Annotated in this window: 17 protein-coding genes; 11 read left to right on the top strand and 6 right to left on the bottom strand. The window is 36.2% G+C overall.

What is annotated here, in order from left to right:
* Positions 1 to 118 precede the first annotated feature (118 nt).
* Positions 119 to 1,192, top strand: a complete 1,074-nt coding sequence (locus tag CUN60_RS12705) for a patatin-like phospholipase family protein (RefSeq protein WP_102952399.1) — start codon at positions 119 to 121, stop codon at positions 1,190 to 1,192.
* 335 nt (positions 1,193 to 1,527) lie between these two features.
* Here the strand turns inward: CUN60_RS12705 and CUN60_RS12700 are convergent, their stop codons facing one another.
* From CUN60_RS12700 to prmC, 6 genes are all read right to left on the bottom strand, one after another.
* Positions 1,528 to 2,835 carry a chitinase gene (locus CUN60_RS12700; protein ID WP_102952398.1) on the bottom strand — a complete coding sequence of 436 codons (1,308 nt, stop codon included), beginning with the start codon at positions 2,833 to 2,835 and terminating at the stop codon, positions 1,528 to 1,530.
* Between the two features lie 136 nt (positions 2,836 to 2,971).
* Positions 2,972 to 4,501 carry a hypothetical protein gene (locus CUN60_RS12695; protein ID WP_102952397.1) on the bottom strand — a complete coding sequence of 510 codons (1,530 nt, stop codon included), beginning with the start codon at positions 4,499 to 4,501 and terminating at the stop codon, positions 2,972 to 2,974.
* 118 nt (positions 4,502 to 4,619) lie between these two features.
* Positions 4,620 to 5,426, bottom strand: coding sequence for a gamma-glutamyl-gamma-aminobutyrate hydrolase family protein (locus CUN60_RS12690; RefSeq protein WP_102952396.1), 807 nt, complete (start codon positions 5,424 to 5,426; stop codon positions 4,620 to 4,622).
* An 18-nt stretch (positions 5,427 to 5,444) separates the two neighbouring features.
* Positions 5,445 to 6,389, bottom strand: coding sequence for a methylenetetrahydrofolate reductase (locus CUN60_RS12685; RefSeq protein WP_102952395.1), 945 nt, complete (start codon positions 6,387 to 6,389; stop codon positions 5,445 to 5,447).
* On the bottom strand, positions 6,376 to 7,038 hold the full coding sequence (locus CUN60_RS12680; RefSeq protein WP_102952394.1) for a phosphatase PAP2 family protein: 663 nt from the start codon (positions 7,036 to 7,038) through the stop codon (positions 6,376 to 6,378). The genes CUN60_RS12685 and CUN60_RS12680 overlap by 14 nt, the downstream gene beginning before the upstream one ends.
* A gap of 73 nt (positions 7,039 to 7,111) precedes the next feature.
* Positions 7,112 to 7,912 carry a peptide chain release factor N(5)-glutamine methyltransferase gene (gene prmC / locus CUN60_RS12675; RefSeq protein ID WP_102952393.1) on the bottom strand — a complete coding sequence of 267 codons (801 nt, stop codon included), beginning with the start codon at positions 7,910 to 7,912 and terminating at the stop codon, positions 7,112 to 7,114.
* Positions 7,913 to 8,146: 234 nt separating this feature from the next.
* Here prmC and CUN60_RS12670 point away from each other — a divergent pair, with 234 nt between their 5' ends.
* From CUN60_RS12670 to CUN60_RS12625, 10 genes are all read left to right on the top strand, one after another.
* Positions 8,147 to 9,454, top strand: a complete 1,308-nt coding sequence (locus CUN60_RS12670) for an amino acid permease (protein WP_102952392.1) — start codon at positions 8,147 to 8,149, stop codon at positions 9,452 to 9,454.
* A 108-nt stretch (positions 9,455 to 9,562) separates the two neighbouring features.
* Positions 9,563 to 9,862: a ribosome assembly RNA-binding protein YhbY gene (yhbY, locus tag CUN60_RS12665; RefSeq protein ID WP_102952391.1), complete on the top strand. Its 300-nt coding sequence runs from the start codon at positions 9,563 to 9,565 to the stop codon at positions 9,860 to 9,862.
* Positions 9,863 to 9,866: 4 nt separating this feature from the next.
* Positions 9,867 to 10,883 (top strand): Gfo/Idh/MocA family protein, encoded by a 1,017-nt coding sequence (locus CUN60_RS12660; RefSeq protein WP_102952390.1) that lies wholly within the window; start codon positions 9,867 to 9,869, stop codon positions 10,881 to 10,883.
* Complete coding sequence (locus CUN60_RS12655; protein WP_102952389.1) at positions 10,883 to 12,034, top strand: sialidase family protein; 1,152 nt, start codon at positions 10,883 to 10,885, stop codon at positions 12,032 to 12,034. The genes CUN60_RS12660 and CUN60_RS12655 overlap by 1 nt, the downstream gene beginning before the upstream one ends.
* Positions 12,021 to 12,632: a hypothetical protein gene (locus CUN60_RS12650; protein WP_102952388.1), complete on the top strand. Its 612-nt coding sequence runs from the start codon at positions 12,021 to 12,023 to the stop codon at positions 12,630 to 12,632. Before CUN60_RS12655 ends, CUN60_RS12650 begins: the two co-directional genes overlap by 14 nt.
* A gap of 52 nt (positions 12,633 to 12,684) precedes the next feature.
* Positions 12,685 to 13,980, top strand: coding sequence for a TackOD1 domain-containing metal-binding protein (locus CUN60_RS12645; RefSeq protein WP_102952387.1), 1,296 nt, complete (start codon positions 12,685 to 12,687; stop codon positions 13,978 to 13,980).
* Complete coding sequence (locus CUN60_RS12640; protein ID WP_102952386.1) at positions 13,980 to 15,302, top strand: glycosyltransferase family 2 protein; 1,323 nt, start codon at positions 13,980 to 13,982, stop codon at positions 15,300 to 15,302. The genes CUN60_RS12645 and CUN60_RS12640 overlap by 1 nt, the downstream gene beginning before the upstream one ends.
* Before the next feature lie 4 nt (positions 15,303 to 15,306).
* On the top strand, positions 15,307 to 16,332 hold the full coding sequence (locus CUN60_RS12635) for an HlyD family secretion protein (RefSeq protein ID WP_102952385.1): 1,026 nt from the start codon (positions 15,307 to 15,309) through the stop codon (positions 16,330 to 16,332).
* On the top strand, positions 16,329 to 17,687 hold the full coding sequence (locus CUN60_RS12630; protein WP_102952384.1) for a bifunctional diguanylate cyclase/phosphodiesterase: 1,359 nt from the start codon (positions 16,329 to 16,331) through the stop codon (positions 17,685 to 17,687). The genes CUN60_RS12635 and CUN60_RS12630 overlap by 4 nt, the downstream gene beginning before the upstream one ends.
* A 14-nt stretch (positions 17,688 to 17,701) precedes the next feature.
* A complete protein-coding gene (locus CUN60_RS12625) occupies positions 17,702 to 23,767 on the top strand; it encodes a PAS domain S-box protein (protein ID WP_102952383.1) in 6,066 nt (2,021 codons plus the stop codon).
* The last annotated feature ends 1 nt before the right edge of the window (position 23,768 follow it).

Here is a 23,768-nt window from a genome sequence, read left to right as displayed (position 1 = left end):
ATGGGGTTTACTTCCTTTTATACTAATAAATAATTATTCATAATTTAATTCCTCTTCTAGTTCTGATTAGGTTAGAATCATAGTGGTAAATTTTTTAAGACTAAGGGAAATTTGATAAATGAAATCTAAGATAGCTATAGCTTGTCAGGGTGGTGGAAGCCAGACTGCATTTACTGCGGGTGTATTAAAGACTTTTTTTAAACATAAAGTTCAAGATAAATATGATATTGTGAGTCTTAGTGGTACGTCTGGAGGTGGGATTTGTGCTTTCTTTGCTTGGTTAGCATTACATCTTGGACATGATGATTGTGAGGAGTTAATTGAATTTTGGCAAGATAACTCTGCTAAAACAGGTAGGGAGCAATTTATTAATAGTTTAATGATAGCATGGATTAATGCGGTTAATAAAGGAATTATTCCAACTTTAAATCAAAGTCCAACATCAGAATCTGCACGAGCAATTGCTAAAATGACTACGGTAGGGTTACGTCCAGAATTTAGTGATTTAAAACAGTTACTAATTCAACATGCTGATTTTACTCAAATGGAAGATTTTAAGGGTAAGTCTCCTGTATTGGTACTCGGGGCGTGTAATATTTTAAGTGGAAGATTAACTAAGTTTTCATCATACAATGAGGTAATCAAGCCAGAGCACCTTACCGCTTCTGCATGTGTTCCTAATATTTTTCCGGCAGTCGAAATTAATGGTCAGGCATATTGGGATGGTTTATTTTCTGACAATCCTCCAATAGATGTACTAATTAAAGAAGCCGTTATTGGTCCGTTTGTTCCCGATGAAATTTGGGTAATCAAGATTAATCCAACTACTACAGACCATATACCAACAGAAATATCTGATATTCACGATCGACGTAATCAATTGGAGGGGAATATCTCGCTTTTTCAGAATCTTAGCCAGATAGAGTTTCTGAATTTCTTGTTTGGTCTTGGTGCATATAAAAAATCACATTTGGCGGCACGAGGAATTACTCATGAAATCCGGATTCCCAAAAGTTTTCCTGATGATCCGGATAAACCATATCATATTCCCATGATTGAGATGTCTCCCGAATTGCAAAAATCACTGAATTTTGCGGGCAAGCTGGATAGAGATCCTGAACATATTAAATTACTGATTGATGATGGAATTAAACAGGGGACAAAGTTTCTTCAAGATATAGGGATGATTTAAACAAATTAATATTATTTGAGCTTATTAATTTTATGAATATAAAGTATACTTTTGATTAGTTTTATAATTTTTACCTGCTTAAAGTATCAATTTTATTCAAAAAATTATTATGGGAAATTAGGAAATGACACGGTAGTTGATTATCGCCAGATTAAGAGTGAGCTATTGTGTTGGATAATACTCCGTTTTGGTTTAAAGCTATGGTGGTAGATGTAATTTTAGAAGTGTAGAATAATGATAGGTGCTGCTATCGAATAACATTAAGATCCTAATGAAAAGCCGCCAGTTTCAAACTAGCGGCTTTTTTGGGTAGATTTTAATTAAGACTATTTTGACTATTGGTGATTGAAATTATTACTGTTTTTACAGTCTAATGGGTATTTACTGTTATCGTCTTCAGATGATCCAATAATTCTTAATATCCGCTTATAAGCATCAATCCGATTTTGTGCCTTAACATCCTTATCGGCTCCGCGGCTACTACCACATTCTAGCCCACCATTGATGATATTAATTACTGTACCAAACCCAGGCTGTCGACCATTTTTTATATCAGCTTCTGTTGGTTGCCATTGATTGGTCATAACTGCATGAGCTGATGGTTTAGGTGCCTGCGGAGTCATCCAGAACCAGATAGCTGAACCCCATAATAAACTGCTACGATTTTCCTGATTAGCTGAAGGATCAGCTACCAAACTAGGGTGCATTAATAAATCATAGCCTTGCTTTTTAACAAAATCAGTATTCCCAAATGCAATGTAGTTGTATGGATAGCTAAGTTGAATTGCACCACGCCCATAGTAATAATTAGGTGAAGCCAGGCAATCTTTTTCTCCTTGTGGATTTGCATCCCATTTACAATATTTGCCTTTAGGTTTTTTCACACTAAGAACATAGTCAATAACTTTTCTTCTGCTTACGTCATTAAGAGAGTAAAGATCAGTTACTCCTTGTCCGGCTAATGCTTTTTTATCATCATCATTCATCCACGCGGCTAATTGTTGATTGGTGATTTTGCTAAAGTCAGCTGGTGAATTCAATTTTTCGAGGATGTCAAATGGAGTTTCTGAGGCAAAACACAAGCCGGTGGTTTCTTGTTGTACATTGGCAAGAAGTGCTGCTAACTCACGTTTAGCATTATGGCGACCTCCGCTCATTGATAGAAAACCAGGGAAATACGGTGTTGTTTTAGCAAAATTTTCATAAGTATATAAGGTTTTTATTGATTTTATTGTTGATGGATCTGGCTTCTCACCACTAAAGTCGACTTTTTTGCCAGAGTTATCCACCACCATAATAGCTGGACAATTTTGTAATTTGCCAGCAAGCTCATCAAGAGTTGCTCTAGATTTGCCGTAATTTGGTGCATTTTCTTGCAGACATTTTGCCTGACCACTCCAGTCTTTCATATCCTCATATTTTTGACATTTTTGAGCTGCCGCAGCATATTCAGGTAAACTATCTTTAAATTGTTTATAAGCTTTTGTATATTCTGCTTTCAAATGTTCGCCGTTAGATAGAGGAAATATCTCATCAAACTGCTTCTTTGTAATTAGCCCGGTTACTTCATCCGCATTTACCATAGAAATCATGGATAGACCTGCAAATAGGCTAATTGCCATTGTGGATAGTTTAAGTTTCATTATGTTTCCCTTGTGTTAAATAGTTTTATCATACTGATAAACATATTTTAGCAGATAGCCATAAAAGTGGCAATCTGCAAATTCGTATATTAACTATTCATTTTCGTATGGCAAGTACTAAAAACATTTGTAAATCCTAATGAGAGGTAATTGAGTTAACTAAAACCTTATCGCTAAACTGCAAATATTGAATATTACTTAGGGTTTTTACTCCATCTGGACCACTAACTGTTGTAATCCCATCACTGGTGGAAATTGCATACATACTCGATGCCAAAGCAAATACTACCGTGTTTTCTCCAAGTCCACCATCAATAATATCATTACCTGAATATGGATAAAATACATCATTACCAAAGCTACCCCACATCTGGTCATCGGTATCTGTACCATTTAACCGTCCACCTTTTTCGGTAGTAAATAATGGAAGAACCCCTGTTGGTTGTACCTGCTGTGGGATGCTATTACCATTACCACTCCAATAAACCATGCTATAAGCATTATCGGCACTATCCCGGAAGTCCATAAACAATGAACTTGGATATGACTCATTCCCATAATAATTGTATGCAGGCATAGAATATAAATCTTGTGCCAAATATATACTAGTTTTCTTAAATCCAATTGGTAAAACTGCTGATTCGAAAGCTCTAGTAATCTCTTCTGGAGTAGTATCGGCAAGATTAGTTGATTTCATTATATAAATATTACCCCAAGTATCGGTAATAAAGTGGCGTAAAATTGCTTCACCTGCCTGATTATTTTGAGTGAACAAATAAAATTGATTTTTATTTATATTTGAATATTTAACCTCTCCAGGCGGAACATAATTACCTGTTTGCCCTGCCTGCCAGCCATTTACTGGTACGGGTGTCGGATAAGCTACAGATTCAAAAGGCCAGTTATAGCTTTGATTAATTACAATTAGCCCCCAAGTGTGTCCCTGACAGTCAGTATATGGAGTTAACGGACCAGGTGCTGCCATCGGGCTACCTAGAGTATTAGCATAATCAAAAGTCGCATTACGTGGAGTATTTCTGATCCAACTTTCACCACAATTGAAATTATTAAATTCTTCATCAGTAGTAATTGGATTTGAACCATAATCAATGTAAACATAAACGTTACCCTGATAATTACTGCCAATATCGCCAATATAAGCAACTTCATAACCACTACTATCTAGAGTACTCTTATAACCAGCTGATTCAGCAATAACTATTGAAGAATTAACATTAAATGGAGTACTTATTGCTGATTTATAACCTTCTGCACTCGCAAGAAGAGTATAACCATTTCCCGGCTGAGTAACCGATAGACTCTCAAAAGTTGCAATGCCATTTACTGCACTGACCGTAACATTACCAATCAGGGTTCCGGTATATATTTCTCCCATAGGCTGACTGACATTGGGTTGATTGGCGATAGAAAGAGTTACGGGCACATTTGCCGTACTCTCAACTGCACCATTGCTATCTAGGATAGAAACTTTAATTGCTGGTGTAATATAATTTTGTGTACCAGTTGGTGTACTATTACTGGCAGGTTCCACACTAAAACTTAGTGTAGCATCAGAATTGCTACTTGTTCCACTACTACATGAAGACAATAATGCAATACTAAAAAAACCACTAAAAACCAAGACTGTTTTAAAACTATTTTTCATTATGAATTTCACTTTTCTATATATTAGAGCTATTATTCTCACCGATATTATCTAAGATACCAATTAATATAGCATGGAGAAAATCATATTATCTAACCAATTTGGACAGGCTAGTATTTCAGGCTGGTAATTTTTGGTGTTGACTTCGATATCTAAAATCAATACAAGCCTGGATAAAAGACGAGAAGAGGCTATTATGTTCATAAAATTGCTTACATGAACGCTCTGGGTGTCCCTGAATACCAATCAAGAAATGTTCTGGGTCTGGGCTCTCAACAATTTCAATCAAACCGTCTTTGGCAAACCCAGTAGCAATCAAATCATGTCCCAAATGTTTGATCCCCTGATGGTGAATACTACATGTCATAAAACAGGTTGCGCCAAAAACTTGATGTGCGTGGGAATTTTCCTGTAAAAGAACTTCATGATCCGGAATAATGTCATCAGGTAAGATAGTATGTAATACATCGTTTATTTCGATTTCCTGAAATAAACTGCCACCTTCAGCTACATTAATCAACTGATAACCACGACAGATGCCGACAATTGGAATTTTGCGCTTTTTGGCTGCAAAATAAAGGGCTATTTCAAACTCATCGCGTAAATGGTTGGGTTTATCCCGTAGTGGGCGCTTATATGGAACACCCGAATCCTGAATGCTCGAACAATATTCAATAAGGCATTCTTCACCATAAAAACGTGGATCAACATCCTGTCCACCGATTAGTAATAATCCATCTAGAGAGTCAACAATATGTGCGGCATCTTCAGATTCAATCTTACTACTGATAATTAATGGGATCCCGCCATTTTCACAAATTGCATTGACATAATTTGATCTTACGAAGACAAATTCATCGTGACTAGCAGATGTTGCAGCAATACTATCCAGATTTGAAGTAATACCTATAATTGGTTTTCTCACAGTTTTCTCATTAGTAGATTAATTAAAGTCTTTGATAATTTCAAGTACACTACTGACATCATTCATCAGGAAGAAATGTACACATGGCGCACCACGAGCAATTAGATCCTTAACCTGAGTTTTTGCCCATTCTTTACCAATTGTTGCAGCATGTTCAGGCTTTGCGACCAATTCACTTACCAGTTCATGAGGTAGGTCAATATGAAATAAGCGTGGCAGGCTATTTAGTTGATTCGCAGTTTTAATTACTTTTATGCCCGGGATGATAGGGACATTTATCCCTGCTGCACGACAGGCATCGACATAGGCAAAGTACTTATCATTGTCGAAAAACATTTGAGTAATTACATATTCGGCACCAGCAGCAACTTTTTGCTTCAAATAATCAATATTAAGCTGCATATTGGCGGCTTCAAAGTGTTTTTCTGGATAACCAGCAACGCCCATACAAAAGTCTACCGGAGGGTATTCAGTATCAGCTATAAATTTACCATCGCGCATCTTGGCAACTTGGCGTACCAGATCAACTGCATTGCGATTGACTGTCTCATTGTCGGCAATTTGGCGGTTATAGTTAAGATTATCACCTTTTAAGGCAAGAATATTTTCTATTCCCATATAATTAAGCTCAATTAGGGCATCTTCGGTTTCTTGCTGTGAGAATCCTTGGCATAAAACATGAGCAACAGCATCAATTCCATACTTATTCTGAATTACACCACAAATGCCCATTGTTCCTGGACGTTTCTTATGGATTCTTTTACTAATCGTTCCATCGCTATTTTCAACATATAATAATGATGAAGCATGAGTTGTAACATTAATCCATTTCGGATCATACGGTAAAAGCTTTTCAATAATTGAAAAGATTTCCGTTATCGGAGTAGAACCGCGTAACGGAGGAACAATCTCATAACTAAATAGAGTTTTTTTTGCCTGACTTAAATGATCACTTACTCGCATTTTTCTTTGGACACCAACGACTTAAATTAATTGCAAAACATATTTTTACCAACACATAGCCAATTAGACCACTACTAATTACATCTAGCGGCCAATGCCATCCGGTACAGATACGCGCAAAAGCAGTTGCCGCAACTAGAAATAGCATTAAGAATTGTAAGCCGCGTTTATTGGCAAAAAACATGGTGCTAATAGCAAAGGCAAACACTGCCATATTTCCGGTATGCCCGGAAGGGAAAGATTTATAAGCTGATTTTACCGCATCTTCGAAATAGTTTAGCCAGAAAAAGCTGTTTTCAGGTAATACTATGTATGGGCGAGCTTCGCCGACCAATTTTTTTAATGCCGCAAAAACTAGATAGTAAAGAATAATTAGTAGTAAAACATTTGGTAATGCACTGCGTTTTTTAACAACAGTAATAAGTATCAATAATACTGGAAGAATGAAAAATTTTGAATAACTAAGTAAATTAAATGAAGCCCAGAACATGTCTGGTAATAAATCATGGTGGCTATTTATGGCTAGAAAAAGTTCGTGATTTTTACCGGATAACCAGATTCCAATGGCAAGAGCCAGAAAAATTAAAAATAACCAGCTATCTTTAAGACAGCAACATTTTGTTTCGCATTTGTGTAATGGGCAAGCCATCAAAAGTTCCTTAATAACTATATAGTTTTATAAAAATAGAGATTATGATGTAATGATTTTCAGGTATTTAAACTTACTCTATCCATTGCCCATAAGATACTCTTTCAATCCCGGCGTAATCTTTCTCTGAACTGATATTTTGAAAACCACGTTTTCCCAACAGTTCCCTAACCTTATTCGCCTGATCATAACCATGCTCAAACAATAACCAACCTTGATTTAACAAATGCTTTGGTGCATCTTGTATGATCTGCCGAATAGCAGATAAACCATCAGCAAAATCGGTAAGTGCTGAAGCTGGTTCATATGCTAAATTAGCCAGATGATTATCTGTTGCATGGATATACGGTGGATTACTCGCAATTATAGCAAATTTTCCACTAATAGCCTGAAACCAATTGCTTTCAATACAAGAAATTTCTGCATTAAGCAATCTAGCATTTTCTTTGGCGATAGTTAGAGCTGCTAATGATATATCGCAAGCAGAAACATTTAAGGTTGGATTCTCCAGTTGGCAGCTAATTGCTATACAACCACTTCCCGTTCCCATATCGAGCAGAGAATCACCATTTTTGGCGGTTGCTAGAATTTGTTCTACTAGGATCTCGGTATCCGGACGAGGAATAAGAGTATCTGATGTAACCTTAAATCTTCGTGAAAAAAATTCTTTATAGCCAATAATATATGCAATTGGCTCACCTTTTTGTAGTCGCTCAATCCAGCTTTGATATTGTATAAGTTGCTGATCGGATAAAGGTGTATCATCACGACTTATAAGTTGTGCATCTGTAAGCCCAGTGATTTCACGAAGAATCACCCGATTATCCAGTCGGCTAATATCATTTTTCATTAATAATTGACGGATAGTAATCATCTGCTACTATTCTTTCTTAAAAAAATCTCTTAATAAATAACTGGTCATGTAAAGCGTTAATTTAATTATTTTGTGAGTATCAGTAGCGATGTTAACAGATTTATAATTAAAAGGGTAGGGTTGCATTTTTACAGTTGTTATGGATCCTAAAGTGGTCAAAATGCATTCATTAATTTCCGATAGTTAAAAAAGATTGTATAATACTGGAAGAGTGTCTATTAATATTGAGGCGATATGCTTGCGAATAAAAAGGGTATTTCACAGATAGGTCTTGTTGCTGCGATGTTTTTGGTAACAAGTAATATGCTTGGTTCTGGCGTATATATGTTACCAGCCTCACTTGCTGGAATAGGTGGGATATCACTTATTGGCTGGGGCGTAGCAATGTTGGGTGTGATTGCTCTCGCTTTGGTGTTTGCTAGACTTGCTATCATCGTTCCGGGAGGAGCTGGTCCGTATTCATATGCTAGAGCAGCGTTTGGCGATTTTATCGGCTATCAAACCAATTTTGTTTATTCTCTTGCTAACTGGATCGCTTTAGTTAGTATGGTTACTATTGTGGTTGGTTATCTTGCAAATATTTTTCCCCTATTTAATAATCTGGCAATTAGTGCCGCTACTCAGATTATTATTATCTGGCTCTTTACTTGGCTTAATATCCGTGGGGCAAAGGTAGTTGGACTCGTCCAGTCTCTAGCTTTTCTCTTGGCTGTTTTTCCTCTTTTGTTTGTTGCTATTTTTGGCTGGCACTGGTTTAGTTATGATACTTTTATGGCGGGCTGGAATGCTTCTCATCAAACGCCAATAACTGCGGTAAACTCCTCGTTTAATAACATTATGTGGGCGTTTATTGGTGTTGAATCTGCCTGTGTCTCTGCTGCTGTTGTAAAAAATCCTAGAAAAAACATTCCGTTAGCAACAATTCTAGGCGTAATGATTGCGGCAACGATTTATATTGCTACTTGCACAGTAATGATGGGAATTATCCCAAATCATCAGCTTGCTGCATCTAGCTCACCATTTGCAGATACTCTGGCTACAATTTTCCATTCCCATACTGCCGGGATTTTGATGTCAATTGTTGCCATTATTGATTGTTCTGGTGCAATGGCTGGCTGGACACTAGTAACTGGACATACTGCCCGTGCTGCGGCGGAAGATAATCTTTTCCCTAGCGTTTTTGCCAAGACGAATAAACATGGCGTTCCTGCAATTGGACTTACGATTCTTGCGGTTGTTATGAGCTTTGTAGTTGTTTTGACTATTTCACCTACAGCACAGCAGCAATTTAATAAAATCATTACCATGTCAGTAATTTTATATCTGATTCCATATATATTTTCGGCATTTGCAGTGATAAAGCTTGGTAAAATTGAAGTTGGGAGCAAAAATTACTGGTTATATGTTACTCTGGGGCTAATTGCAGCAGTGTTTTGTATGTGGTCAATCCTTGGTTCTGATAAGCCATTGACAGTTTGGGCATTTCTGGTGATGATTGCAAGTACGGTATTTTTTGCTTTCAAAGGTTACGGGAGTAAGTAGTTAGTAAATTAAATGCTTTGAGTATAAATATAAAATCGACTATCAATTTGAATGTGATAGTTTTCGAACCTTATGGTTCAATAATTTTAATAGGATGTGAAGGTTTTTATGAGTGAATTGACGGTTAAACAACGCCAATATTTAAAAGGGTTGGCACATGGTATTCAGCCAGTGGTAATGATAGGCAATAATGGCGTGACGCCTTCGGTTATTAAAGAGATTCAATCAAGTCTTAATGCACACGAATTAATTAAAATTAAGGTGATGAGTGATGACAGAGAAGTTCGAGAAGCTCTTATCCCACAACTTTTGACAGAAACAGCAGCACAGTTTGTTCAACATATTGGTAAGCAGATAATATTGTTTAAACCTAGTGAGAAGCAGAAAATCACTTTACCCAAAGAGTAGCGAAATGGCAAAGTATAAGGTGGCAGTTTTGGGTGGCGGAGCAATTTTTAGTCGTCATTTGGCTGCACTACAGGCATATCCTGAAGATTATCAGTTTATTGGTCTTTTTGACCCTAGAGCCTCAGTAATTGATAAATGGCGTTCCCAACTTCCTGAATTAAAGTATTACTCCAGTGAAGAAGAGGTCTATCAAGACTCTGAAGTTAATTGTATTGTAATCTTGACTCCAAGTAATCTACACTATGTGCAGGCAAAGAAAGCACTAGAGTCATCCAAATCAATTATCGTTGAGAAACCAGTGTCTTTTGATGCTAATCAGGTTTTGGAACTTGAGTCTCTTGCCGCTAGATATAATGTTGATGCTTTTTGCGTTTTACAAGTAAGGATTAATCCATCTATTGCTATCGCAAAACGAATCATGGTAGAGGAGCTATTAGGCGATATTCGAGGAGTTGGTTTGATTCAGCGTTGGCAGCGTCCACTCGACTATTTTAGTGGTTGGCGTGGTAAATATAGTAGCTGTGGAGGAGTTCTTTTTGAGTTTGGTATCCATTACCTAGATATTATGCAACAGTTACTTGGAACCCCCAAGGTTTTAGCTGCAAATTCTTTTTATACCAAATTTCAAGGTACTGATGTCAGTGATACTACTTATGCCTTATTTGATTTTGGCTCATTTGGTGGAACAATGGAAGTATCGCTTGCAGCTGAGCCACGTAATATTGAGTTATCTTTGACCATTATGGGTAGTGAAGGGTATCTAAAGCTTGGTGGTAGATCTCTAGATCAGATTGTTGCCTGCGAATTTCTTGATCCTGAACGATTAGCCCGGTATAAACGGATATGTTCTGAGGTTCTTGGGGTGACTATTGATAATCAGGTAACAATTGGGGCGTGTCCGCACCATCCTGAACTGTATAAACAAATTATTCATAATCCAGACTTATTTGCGATAAAAAATACTCATGATGTTATCCAGTTGGTATCTGAGATTAATGCTTTGGATAAACGTAGTTTTTAATGAAAAATAAGTTCGGTAAGGTTGTTGGCATTATAGCATTGTTTCTGGTTGGGTTTTTGCTTTATCAGAAGCGGCAGCATGATATGATTGCAAAACCTAGATTTATTATAGAATCAACTTCTCCGGTGAGGTCAATGTCAAGCAGAGCCTTACTTTTTGAGTCTGCAATAATTCCACAGCCTCTATATTTACCTGCTGCACACAGTTCTTCTTTTACTATGCTTGCAAATGATGACCTCCTCGCTTTCTGGTTTGCTGGTACCAAAGAGGGGCAGCCAGATGTTAAGATTTGGCATTCTACTTACCATAATGGCAAATGGGATATGGCAACTTCATTGGTTGATCCACAAATGATTGCCAAAGCGAATCATCGTTATGTGATCAAAGTTGGTAATCCGGTTATTTATCGTGCAGCTAATGGAGTTTTACATCTTTTTGTTGTATCCGTGAGTATCGGTGGTTGGTCTGGAAGTGCACTAAATCACTTGCAGTCACAAGATAATGGGTTACATTGGACATCACCTGAACGTATCGTTATTAGCCCATTTTTTAATATAAGTACGCTTGTTCGGACTTCTGCGATCGGATTATCTGATGGCGGGTTCTATTTGCCTGTTTATCATGAATTTATCCGCAAATATCCTGAATTATTAAGGTTTGATGCTGATGGTAACTTTATTCAGCAAATCCGAATTACCAATAAAAACAAAATGCTACAACCGAGTTTGGTTCCAGTGGGTAGTTTAAATGCTTGGACATTCTTCCGTAATAGTGCAAATGATAGTGAATCAAGGATTTTATATACTTCACAAACTACTGATGGAGGCATGCATTGGTCTGATCCTGAGCCAACTAATCTAACCAATCCAGATGCCTCAATAGCAGCTGTCAGTTTGAATGATGGTCGGATGCTAATGGTTTATAATGATATTAGTCGCGCTCATTTATGGCTAGCTATTTCATATAATGGAACCGAATGGCACCCAGTTTATCAGCTTGAAGATAAGCCAGGTGAAGAGTTTTCGTATCCATCAATTCAGGTTAATGGTAATCTGATTGATATTTTATATACCAACAATCGTCAGAACATTAAACATGTAAGGTTTAACCGTAACTGGCTTAATGAAGAGATTAATCATGCTAAGCATTGATTTTTTCCAGCAAATTATTTATACCATGGCATTATCTTTATTGCTGGTATATTTGTCTCAGCTTCCTAAAAGGTCATTGTTTTTTAGTTCATTATTGTTTATACTTCTAACTCTAGGGGTTAATTTTATTCCTTTATTCCGTGGTAGTTCGCTGGTTGAGTTGGTGCGGGGGGTAATCGGTGATGTTAGCACTGCGAGCGGGGTTCTACTGATATTAATTATCTTTAACCAGTTTGATGTTAGTGATAGCAAAGCACCTGTATTAAACAGTGTAGAAAAAGTGGCTATTTCCATAGTTGGGCTTCTATTATATTTATCTACTTTTGGTTTCTTTAAAATTGATTTTTATTCATATGGCTATTTACCATGGTTGATGTTATGGATAATCTTTATTCTAAGCCTTGGGTTAATGTTAACTAATCGTCGGCTGGGATTAGTGCTGGTTGTGGCTTTATTTGGGTTTTATCTACATCTGCAATCTTCAAATAATCTTTGGGATTATTTGCTTGATCCAGTACTTTGGTTGGTTTTGCTGGTTAATTTGCTAATAAATGTTTTTAGCCGGGATAAAGAAGTTGAAAGTTGGGAAAGGTATTGAGTCGTAAAGCATATAATTGCCAGCTTATTTACTACAGGAGTTTTTTTAAATCATGTTTAAGGTGCTTGTTGTTGGTAGTATTGTAATTGAACATCCTGAGTTAAATGTTCGGCAGTGTTTAGCAGATACATTGCCAGATAAAATTGAAGATTATGATTTTATTTTGATTGATGGGGCTGAGATTCAGCTGGGTAAGCTGGTGACTAGGTTACGGGCTGATTTGGGTTGGTTGAAACCAGTAGTTAGTATTAACGGTAAATCCATTTATGCCAATCTCGAATTTGCTGCCACAGCAAATTTTTTTACTGAAATTAAAAGTCTTCTTGTTCGCTATCAGCAGCTTGATGATTTAAAGCTCGATGACACGTATCATCGGGCTTTAAAATACCTGTTTCTTTATCCTTCGGAAGCATTAATACCATTACCCGGGGTTTTTGGGGCACAATTATATACTTATCTTCTTCAGCAACTTTTCCAAATTGATTATGGCGTAATTAACAGTATCATTAATGAGTTGATAGAGTTAAATTTAATTACTGATAAAAAATATATCGATAACTGTTTCTGTTGTAGTCTTTGTCAGTCTGAATTATTGAAGTTTTCAGAAAACTGTCCCCATTGTAATAGTAGCAATATTATTGAAAGTAAATTTGTCCATTGCTTTAAATGTGGCTATGTTGCTAATGAAATTGAGTTTATTGTACCAGAGGGTTTACGCTGTAATAATTGTCGGACTAAGCTGAAACTGATCGGTGATGATTATGATCATCCGCTGGAAAGCTCAAGATGTTTGAATTGTCAGGAGATTTTTATTGAAGGTAATAGTTCTGCATTATGTATAAGCTGTGGGCATTTGGCTAATGATATTAACAAATTACCAAAACATACTTATCATGCTTACCAGATAAAAATTGGTAATGACAGTAAATTTTTGAGCTATATAAAAGGTGAAACTTTATATTTATTTGATAAGTTAAATTATGCGCACAAGGATTATTTTTTACAAATGCTGGAATGGTTAATTCGTCTGTATAAACGGCATTCAGATGAACATTTTAATATGCTTGTTCTAGAGCTGGATTTAAAAAATGATGACTTAGATTTCCGTAAATTGTCTCAAACATTTAAAATGACCCTACGGACTACCGATTTATATTGTAATTCTGGATTAGGTACAGTTCTCTTTCTTTTTCCTAAATCTTCCGTTATTGATGGAAATATAATCAAAGAGAAATTAATGAAATCCATAATGACCACGTTTAGTAATGCCGAGAAAGAGCCTAAACTAAATGCCTATGCTGCAGATCAAATAGTTAATTTAGATTTCCGTGAGTTATGGTTTAAATAATGGATTTTCATTCTTATTTGATAGTAATATCAACAGCCATCTTGGAACTTGGGCGTTATCAATTTTTGATGGGGCTATTTACAATTGTCTTACTTATTGAACTACCCTATTATCTGATAATTATTTTGACAATTTTACGTCAATTTTTATTAGCAAGCTTTAGTCGATGTCCAAATTATCCATTGTATTATCCAACGATTAGCTGTATTATTCCATGCTACAGCGAGGGTACTGGGGTGATTTTATCAATTCGTTCTCTGGTTGAACAGATCTACTCTGGTAATATTGAAATTCTTGTAATTGTTGATGGCTCTAAACAAAATCAGCATACTTATGCTGCAGCATTAGCAATTGCTAAAAGTTATGGAAATGTTCCTAATCGTGAAATTAGGGTCATTCCTAAATATATTCGAGGAGGAAAGGTTTCATCATTGAATTTGGGATTGCAATTGGCAAAAGGCGAAATTATTATGGTTCTCGATGGTGAGACCTCCTGTGATAACACATCGATACAGGTCGCAGCACAGATGTTTGTTGAGCAAAGTGTTGTTGCGCTAAGTGGTGCAGTAAGAGTAAGAAATGCCAGTAAGAATCTTGTGACCAATCTGCAAAATCTTGAGTATCTACTTGGAATAAATCTTGCCAGACAGGGCTTGTCTGAATTAAATAGCTTGAATATAATTTCAGGTGCATTTGGTTTTTTTCGTAAAACAATGCTTAAACAGATGGGGGGATGGCGTACTGGTTCGGGAGAAGATCTTGATTTGACTATTCGGATTCAGTCGATGTTTTCGCGTTATCATAAATTGCGACTTCTTCACTCTTCACGGTTGGTTAGCCATACAGATGCCCCAGAAAGCTGGCGTGTTTTGTTCCGGCAGCGATTACGTTGGGATGGCGATATGTTCTATGTTTGGCTTAAACGTTACAGGGGGAGGCTTACTTCATCCTTTATGCGGTTTACTACATCATTTCTTTTGATGTGGGGAGGGTTGTTATTTAATTTGGTAGTACCCTTGTCGATACTAGTCTATATTCCTTATATATTATTTAACTTTCAGTTAAATTTTGTGCTAACCTTATTACTGTTAACCTATTTCTATTATTTATTAATTACATTTCTAAATTTTGTGATATTTATTACAATGGTTTCAGAACGGAAACGTAGAGATTTTTTGACGATTCCATATTTATTCTTGATGCCAATCTATCAGTTCATAATGAGAATATGGACTGCTATAGCAATTATCTATGAGATAACCTTAAATAGCCATCGCTATAGTTCTATGGCTCCGTGGTGGGTTCTTAAAAATAGGGAGTGATTTTTTGTTCAAATTGAAACAGGTTAATCGCAATCCAAATAGTAAAGCCGAGTATGGACTTGGCAAGAAGTTGATTCCACGATTACAGTGGTACTTACTTGCTGTTTTTTTATTATTACCAATGATTTATCTTGTTGGCAAAATTGTTTATGACAATTTCTATCCGCATGCAAAAGGAGTTGTAGTAGCGGAGGAATTTAATATCAATGCTCCTATCGATGGTTATGTCGAATCAATCAATTATCTTCAGGGTGATAAGGTCAAAATAAACATGAATTTGGTTAAACTAAAATCACCAGTTCTTGAAAGTCAGATTACTACCCTAAGCCGCCAGATGGAAACTCTTTTACAACAGAAAAATGCTTATCAAAATCCAGAAATAGCTGAGCTTGAAGAGTTAAAGAAGCAGGCATTAGGGCAGATAAAAACCAGTAAGAGCTATTATGATAATTTGTTGGTTTATCAGAAACAGGGCATTGTTACTTTATTGCAGCTGCACGATGCCAGGCAGCTATACTTGAATGCTGAACAGCAATATAAAATGATTTTGGCAAGAATCACTCAAGCCAAACTTGATTTTGAGGTAAATAAGGCTCAGGTATTTGATGATGATATTCGCAAAATTGAACTGGAAATGATAGATAAAAATAAACAAAATGAATTATTAAATCTAGTTGCGCCAACTAATGGTACGATTAAGGAAATTGCAGTTCATAGTGGAGAGTTTGTTGCGAAAGACAAGAATATTTTGGTGATTTCAAGTCAGGATCAATTTAGAGTATTAGCGTTTGTCGATGCTAAATATTTAGCAAGGGTGCATGCAGGTGCTAGAGTCAGGTTGATTTTGCCAAATAAAGGCATTGCTAGCGGAATTATCGAGAATATCCCCAGTTTTACCGATAAATTATATAAAGGTGTTGATTTGGTTGGTAGTCAAAATGAAAGGAAACCGGTAATTGTGATTAAGCCTGAAAGTGGGTTTCCTGATTCGTATAAAGTAAATGGTATTGAGGTGGAAGTTTTATTATGAAAGCAGATTCTATTTCAGGGAAGCAGAATAATCTTCATTCATCGGGTATTTATGATGAGTTGACTCAATCTTATAATCGTGCATTCTATCAGGAGATGCTTGATGAGTTTGTGACTAGTACGCTTAGTCTTGGAAAGCCATTAAATGCAATTTTGATAAATATTAATCAATTTGCCAAGATAAATAATTTCTACTCTTTGCAAGCAGGAGATTCAATTTTAATCTCATTATGTATGAGGATTCGTGAATTTTTTAATCATCAGCAGGTGCTAATCCGGATGAATGGTGATGAATTTATGATACTTGTAAGTGATAATGTAGATTTGGAATTACTCGAGCGGCTTTATGAAACACTGTCTACTCCATATCATGTAAATGGCAATATCCTTGAATGTAGTGTTCGCCTTGCTTATCTGCTTAATCTAAATCTGTCATTTAATGTAAATAATCTTTACTCCTCCCTGGCAAGCAGTATCAATTTTGCCAAAAGAGCAAAAATAAATCTAATTAAATTTGATCCAGTGCATAGTGAGTTATCATATAATAAACTTGATTTTCCGGCAGCAATTCAGAAACTCTTTGATGAAGACCGTTTTTTTATTGTATTGCAGCCTGTTGGAACTGATATAAATCAGATTATTGGTTATGAGGTGTTGGTTCGACTTGATCTCGATGGTAATATACTTAATCCAGACATGTTTATTGACTATATTATGGAAAATGGCTTCAGTAGTAAACTAAACCAGTTGATGCTAGACAAGGTTATTCTTCTTCTTCAGAATGAATGCTGGTCTCATTTGCTTTCAACTACCCAATTAAAAATATCAATAAATCTAGCCTTGTCAGTCGAGAATTTTTTACTACATGTTGATGAGCTATTAAAAGTTTATGTTATAAATAAAGAGCTTTTTCAAAATGTACAGCTGGAATTTGAAATTACTGAAAATCAGCTTATGCCTGATGATGCCAAAAACTCTCATTTCTTCAGACAATTAATCGAAAAAGTCCACCAATTTGGTATCAGGTTGGCATTAGATGATTTTGGGGTTGCATATTCCTCTTTACAGCGCCTCATGGAATGTCGTTTTGATACAGTAAAGTTGGATATGTCTTTTGCCCGAGCATTAAATCCTCGGCATGATAATTATGAAAATAGTCTGGCAATTTTTGAAGCTATCAGCTTTTATGCCAGAAAAATGAATATTGATTTGGTAGCTGAAGGGATTGAAACTCTTGAACAGCTACGGATATTACAGGGAATAGGTTATAAATATTTTCAGGGATATATACTTGGGCAAACGCTAGCCTTTATAGATGCCTGTCAACTGCACATGGAAAAATATAGTCAGAGTTAATATTGAGAGTGGTTATGAAAAATATAACTGGCGGATTTAAACTAATTATTCAGATTCTGGCTTTAATTATCATGTCTCTTGGTTTATTTGTAATGTTTGGCTGGTGTATCCAGAGTAGCCAAATTGTTCATATTTTACCCAGTTACTCTCCGATGCAGTTTAACACTGCATTATGCTTTTTTTTAAGCGGAGTTGCAATTACACTTCGCTTGGGTAGGCATCGCTGGTTTTTGTTTTCATGTTATCTTTCAGGTATAATTAATATTCTTACTTTATCCGAGTATCTGTTTGGTATTAACTTTGGAATTGATTCTGTTGTGCTTCAGATCTATCTTAACAAAGTAGCATTTTTACCTGGACGAATGTCCCCAACTACAGCCATCTCTTTTATTGTTCTAAATCTAGCGCTAATTTTTAATGTAGTTCGTTCCTACCGGACGATTATGTTATTTATCCAGCTGCTTTTAATCGCAATTGCTTTTATTCTAAGCTCGCTTGCAATGGTTGGTTATGCTTTTCATCTCCCATCTCTTTACTCTTGGGTTAGTTCAATTGGTATTGCAATTCATACCGCTATAGGTATTTTTTTACTTGCTACGACCCAATTTTTATTTATCTATCGAGAAATTATTCGTTTTAAGGCAATAAAAATATATGCATCAGCACTCTCTTTCTTTGCAGTTTTGGTTACTTTTGTAATTTTTCAATGGCAGTTACTAATTCTCAGTGCGCATAAATTTTATGCTGATAGTTTACTTCGCAATAATCAGATTTTAGTTACCAATCTTGCTAACGAGTTTAAAGCTGATGTTCTTGCCCTTGAACGATTTTATCGGCGTTTGGCTGTGGATAGTTTTAACAATGCTTTATGGGAAACTGATAGCCAAAGTTATTTGAATAATTTTAATGAGCTAGTTTTGCTGAAAGTCGTTGATAATATTGGTGTTAGTCATATAAAAAATAGCGTGACACCTTTTGATTCAGAGCAATTGGCACAGATCGAAAGCAGTTGCAGAGGCATAACTGGCTTATCAGCTAATGCTAGTTTGGATACAATTCTATTTCACAATACCTATTATTGGTGTTTAAATTATAAAGGTAAAATCCAGCAGCTGGCACTACTAAAAATAGACAAAATTTTGCAGCGAGTTATTGATAATGATAGTGGATTAGGGCAGCTTAATTTTAAAATATTTATAGATAATCAACTGCTTTTTAAGCAAATAAAGACAACTGATCCGGTAAATAATTTTCTTAATCATTTAACTACTTCTGCATATCCAGTTAATGGCGCAGTAATGAAGATCGATAGTTGGCCAAGCCAGCAATATATTAATGAGCATCCGATGAGTTTTCAGCCATTGCTATTTCTGGTTTTTGGCTTATTAGTCAGTGTGCTTTCTTCATTGTTGATTGTTCTAGTTTATACGATTAATCAGAGTAACCGTAACCTTAAGCGCTTGGTGTACCGACGGACGAAGCTGTTAAATAAGAGCCGACATCAATACATGTTGCTTTATGAAAATGCTCCAGATCTATATTTAACCTTTGATTACTCGAACCGCCTTATTCTTAATTGTAATGATACGCTAGTTAATGTTCTGGGTTATCCGGATAAGACCTATTTAATTAATCAGTCAATCTTCATCTTATGTGCTGAAGAGTGTCACGCCGCTTCAACCGAAATGTTTGAACAAATGTTAATTGGTGATATTTATGATCAGAAGCTGATTTTGCTTCTTTATAATGGATCAAAACTACATGTTAGCGCCAAAATAGGGATACAGCGAGATGCTTCTTCGGGCAATCCATTAGTTTGTTATGCCAGTTTTCGCGATATTAGCCATCAGGTAATGCTTGAACATGAACTTGAGAAGCAAAATGCTAGTGCAGTGATGTTTACTCAGAATGAGCAGTTATATCAAACTATTTTAAATGCGGTCAATGATGGCTGGTGGGATTGGAATGTTGAGACTGGGGCGGTATATTATAGTGAAAACGTTCGTATCTTGTTCGGTTATGAAGAGTATGAGTTTAAGGATGATAACCTTGGGCTATGGCAGACGGTTATTTTTACTGAAGATGCTGAAATGGTCACTAAGGCAAGCCACCTAGCTGTTTCAGATAAGATTCCATATCGGTTAACTGCAAGATTTCATCATAAAAATGGCCAGACGTTATGGTTAATTGTTCGTGGTTGTGGAATTATAGACCAGGATGGCGTGGTTCGCCGGGTAGTTGGTACATTTACCAATGTGACTGAACAGCATCGATTAATGGATGAAATTATTCAGATGTCCGGGTTACAAAATGCAATTCTCAATTCAGCTAAACAATCAATAATTTCTACCGACTGTAATGGGATCATTAAAAGTTTTAATACTGGTGCTGAGGAGATGCTTGGTTATTCGGCAAGCGAAGTCATTAATTTAAAAACTCCAGCAATTATTCATGATTCAGCAGAGGTTGCGGCAATGGCAGATAGGCTGTCTACTGAATTTAATGTTGCTATTGCTCCGGGATTTGAAGTATTTGTTTATCGCTCGCGTTTAGGTGGTGCAGATACTAATCAGTGGACATATATCAGAAAAGATGGCAGTCGGTTACAAGTTGAATTAAGTGTAACGGCTCTTTTTGATAAAAATGGTGAAATTTATGGTTATCTTGGGATTGCCAAAGATATTACTGAGCTGGTAATTGCTAATGAGAAACTAAAGTTTAGCCGAGAGTTACTTGAACAGACTGGACAGATGGGGCTGATTGGTGGCTGGGAAGTTAATTTGCTTAGTGGCGAAGTGCTTTGGACTAAGACGATGTATGAGTTATTTGAGGCACCACTAGATTATCTTTCTTCCTATGAAGCCGATGTTAGTCGGTTTTATGAAGAAGGTTACTATCGTGATAAAGTGAATTCATCGTTTATGGAAAGTGTGGCTAGTGGTTTATCCTTTGATATTGAGGTTAGAGCAGTCAGTTATCAGGGTAACTATAAGTGGATGAGGGTCAAAGGATTTCCGGTTATGGAAAATGGAATCTGCCTCAGAATGTACGGAGTTTGCCATGATATCTCAGATCGGGTCAATCTGGTACGGGAATTGGATGCTGAGCGTGGACGATTGGGCTATATGATTGATGGTACTGGTCTTGGCACTTGGGAGTGGAATATTCAAACTGGTGCGACTATTTTTAATAAAAAATGGGCTGAAACAATCGGTTATACATTGGAGGAGTTAGCTCCTACAGATATAAACACCTCGACTAAATGTATGCATCCGGATGACAAAATTCGTAGAAATCAATTATTGCAGGAGCATTTTACTGGCAAATCTGAATTTTATGCTTGTGAAATACGTATGCGGCATCGTGATGGGTATTGGGTCTGGGTGCTTGATCGTGGAAAAGTTACTACCTGGACTAATGATGGGAAGCCTGAATTAATGTATGGTACTCATCAAGAAATCAGTAACTATAAGATATTGCAGAATGAATTGCAAAAAACTGCGGAAAAATTCCAGAATCTGTTTGAATTATCGCCAGTTGGTATTGCCATGAATGATTTTGCGACAGGTGCTTTTCTTGAAGCCAATAACTCATTACTTAATTCAATCGGCTATACTCTTGAAGAGATAAAACAAAGTGATTATTGGGATATAACCCCTTCTGAATATCAGGAGCAAGAGCAGATTCAGTTGGAGTCCTTAAAAGCAACACGTCTTTATGGTCCGTATAGAAAAGAATACATCAGGAAAGATGGCAGCTGTTATCCAGTTCTGCTAAATGGTATTTTGACCACTGATCATACTGGTCGCGAAGTTATCTGGTCGGTAGTAGTTGATATCAGTCAGCAGGTAGAGTATGAAGCAAACCTGATTGCAGCAAGAAAAGCTGCCGAAGAAGCAAGCATTGCCAAAAGTAATTTTGTCGCTAATATGAGCCACGAGATTAGAACTCCAATGAATGCAGTTATTGGATTAAGCCAGTTACTTACAGATACCTCGCTTAATCATATTCAAAAGGATTACGTTAATAAAATAATCAATTCTTCACAATTGCTACTAGGGATAATTAATGATATTCTTGATTATTCAAAAATTGAGGCTGGCAAGTTAATGCTTGAAAAGGTGAGATTTAATCTTGATGAAGTTTTAAACCAGTTGATAATTATATTTATTGCAAATAATCGTTCTCCTGAAAATCTTGAATTTTTTATCCATGTTGATAATAATGTTCCCCAAAATCTTTTTGGTGATAAATTACGGATTGCACAAGTCCTGACAAATCTACTTAGTAATGCCGTTAAATTTACTCCAGAAGGTAAAATTGAACTGACTATTAGTTTATTATCGATTAATCCGCCGGAAAAAACCGTCTCACTTCTGGTTTCGATGAAAGATACTGGTATCGGTATTGCTGAGGAGCAACAGCAGTCACTATTTAAACCATTTAGCCAATCAGACTCCTCGATTACCCGTAAATATGGCGGAACTGGACTGGGGTTGGTCATCAGTAACCAGATTCTGCGGGTTATGGGGTCTGAATTAAATCTTGAGAGCGTGTCCGGTATTGGTTCTAAATTTAGTTTCAACTTAAACCTGCCATACGAAGATGTTCCTGAAGAGGGAGGATTGACTAAAATTAGGGGCAAAAGAGTTCTGATTGTTGATGATGAACCCATAACCAGAAATATTTTACGAAATATTCTCGAGGGACTTAGCCAGAATGTATCTGAGGCACAGAGTGCTGAGGAAGCTTTGACCATGATATTGTCAGATAAAGACAGTGGCTTTGATTTTGTAATTATGGATTGGAAAATGTCTGGCATGAATGGTTTAACTGCTATTCGTAAATTAAAGCTAATGGCGAAAGAGGGAGTATTGGGGCGAACTGCGCCAACAATTTTACTGGTAAGTGCGTACTCAAAACATGAGATAGCTTTGACCAAAGAAGATGATGTTGCTTTACTTACTAAACCAGTGACGCGTGGAATGCTGATTAATGCTCTGCAACTTAGTATCAATAGTACCTTGCAGGAAATGCCGGAAGCTAAACCACAATTGGTTTCACTCTTAGGTAAAAATATTTTGCTGGTTGAAGATAATCTGATTAACCAGGAAGTTGCAAGTCTTATGTTGAATAAGATCGGTGCAACAGTCATGATCGCTAATAATGGGCTTGAAGCAGTAAATATGGTTACGAATAACAATTCTGCCAAAATAGATCTGATTTTAATGGATTTACAAATGCCTGTGATGAGTGGTTATGAGGCTGCTACTATTATTCATCAACAATTACCAAATTTGCCGATTATTGCTTTAACGGCAACAGTTATGAGTGAAGATATTAAACTGATGTTGAATTCGGGAATGTGTGATCATATTGCAAAACCTATTGAAACAAATAAACTATATTTGACAGTTGCCAAATGGTTGAAGGTAGATCTTGGTGTTGAGGCAGAAATGTCAGAAAAACAGATTCAGCAATATGTTGATTTTATTATTGATCTAGAGTATATAAAAACTGTGGTAAATGGTGACCTTGAGAAAGCATTGAAGTTATTTGGGCAGTTTAGTATACAGCTTGATGAAGCTATGTTACTTTTAGCTAGCAGTATAGAGAAACACTCTCAAAGCCAAATTTGTAATTTGCTGCATTCTCTCAAGGGGGCTGCTGGTAATTTAGGACTAAATCCACTTTTTACATTATTTAGTAGTTTGGAAGAAGAAACCAAGTCTGATAGCGGCTTTAGTCAAACAAATTATGAGAGTTTGAATAAGTTAATCACGCAGTTCAATTTTGAATTAAATAAGTTACAAAATAGCTTATATGCAGAATATGGTGGACTGAATACTTTTTCAACTAATACTGACTCGATTTTGGAAATACTTGATAAAGTTATGCAGGTAATTTCAGTTAATGAAATTGTTGAAAATGATGACCTAAAACAGTTAGATTTCATGGCTAAAGGATCTTTTGTTGAGGGATTAATTCATCAGTTTATCCGTCTGATTGAAAACTTTGCTTTTGATGCTGCGGTTAATCTAGGAAATGAAATAAAAAAATCTTTAGTTGAGAATAAATAAA

The organism is Aquella oligotrophica (assembly GCF_002892535.1).
Lineage (GTDB): Bacteria > Pseudomonadota > Gammaproteobacteria > Burkholderiales > UBA11063 > Aquella > Aquella oligotrophica.
The sequence above is the reverse complement of the archived record's forward strand: the minus strand, read 5'-3'. Positions and strand labels throughout refer to the sequence as shown.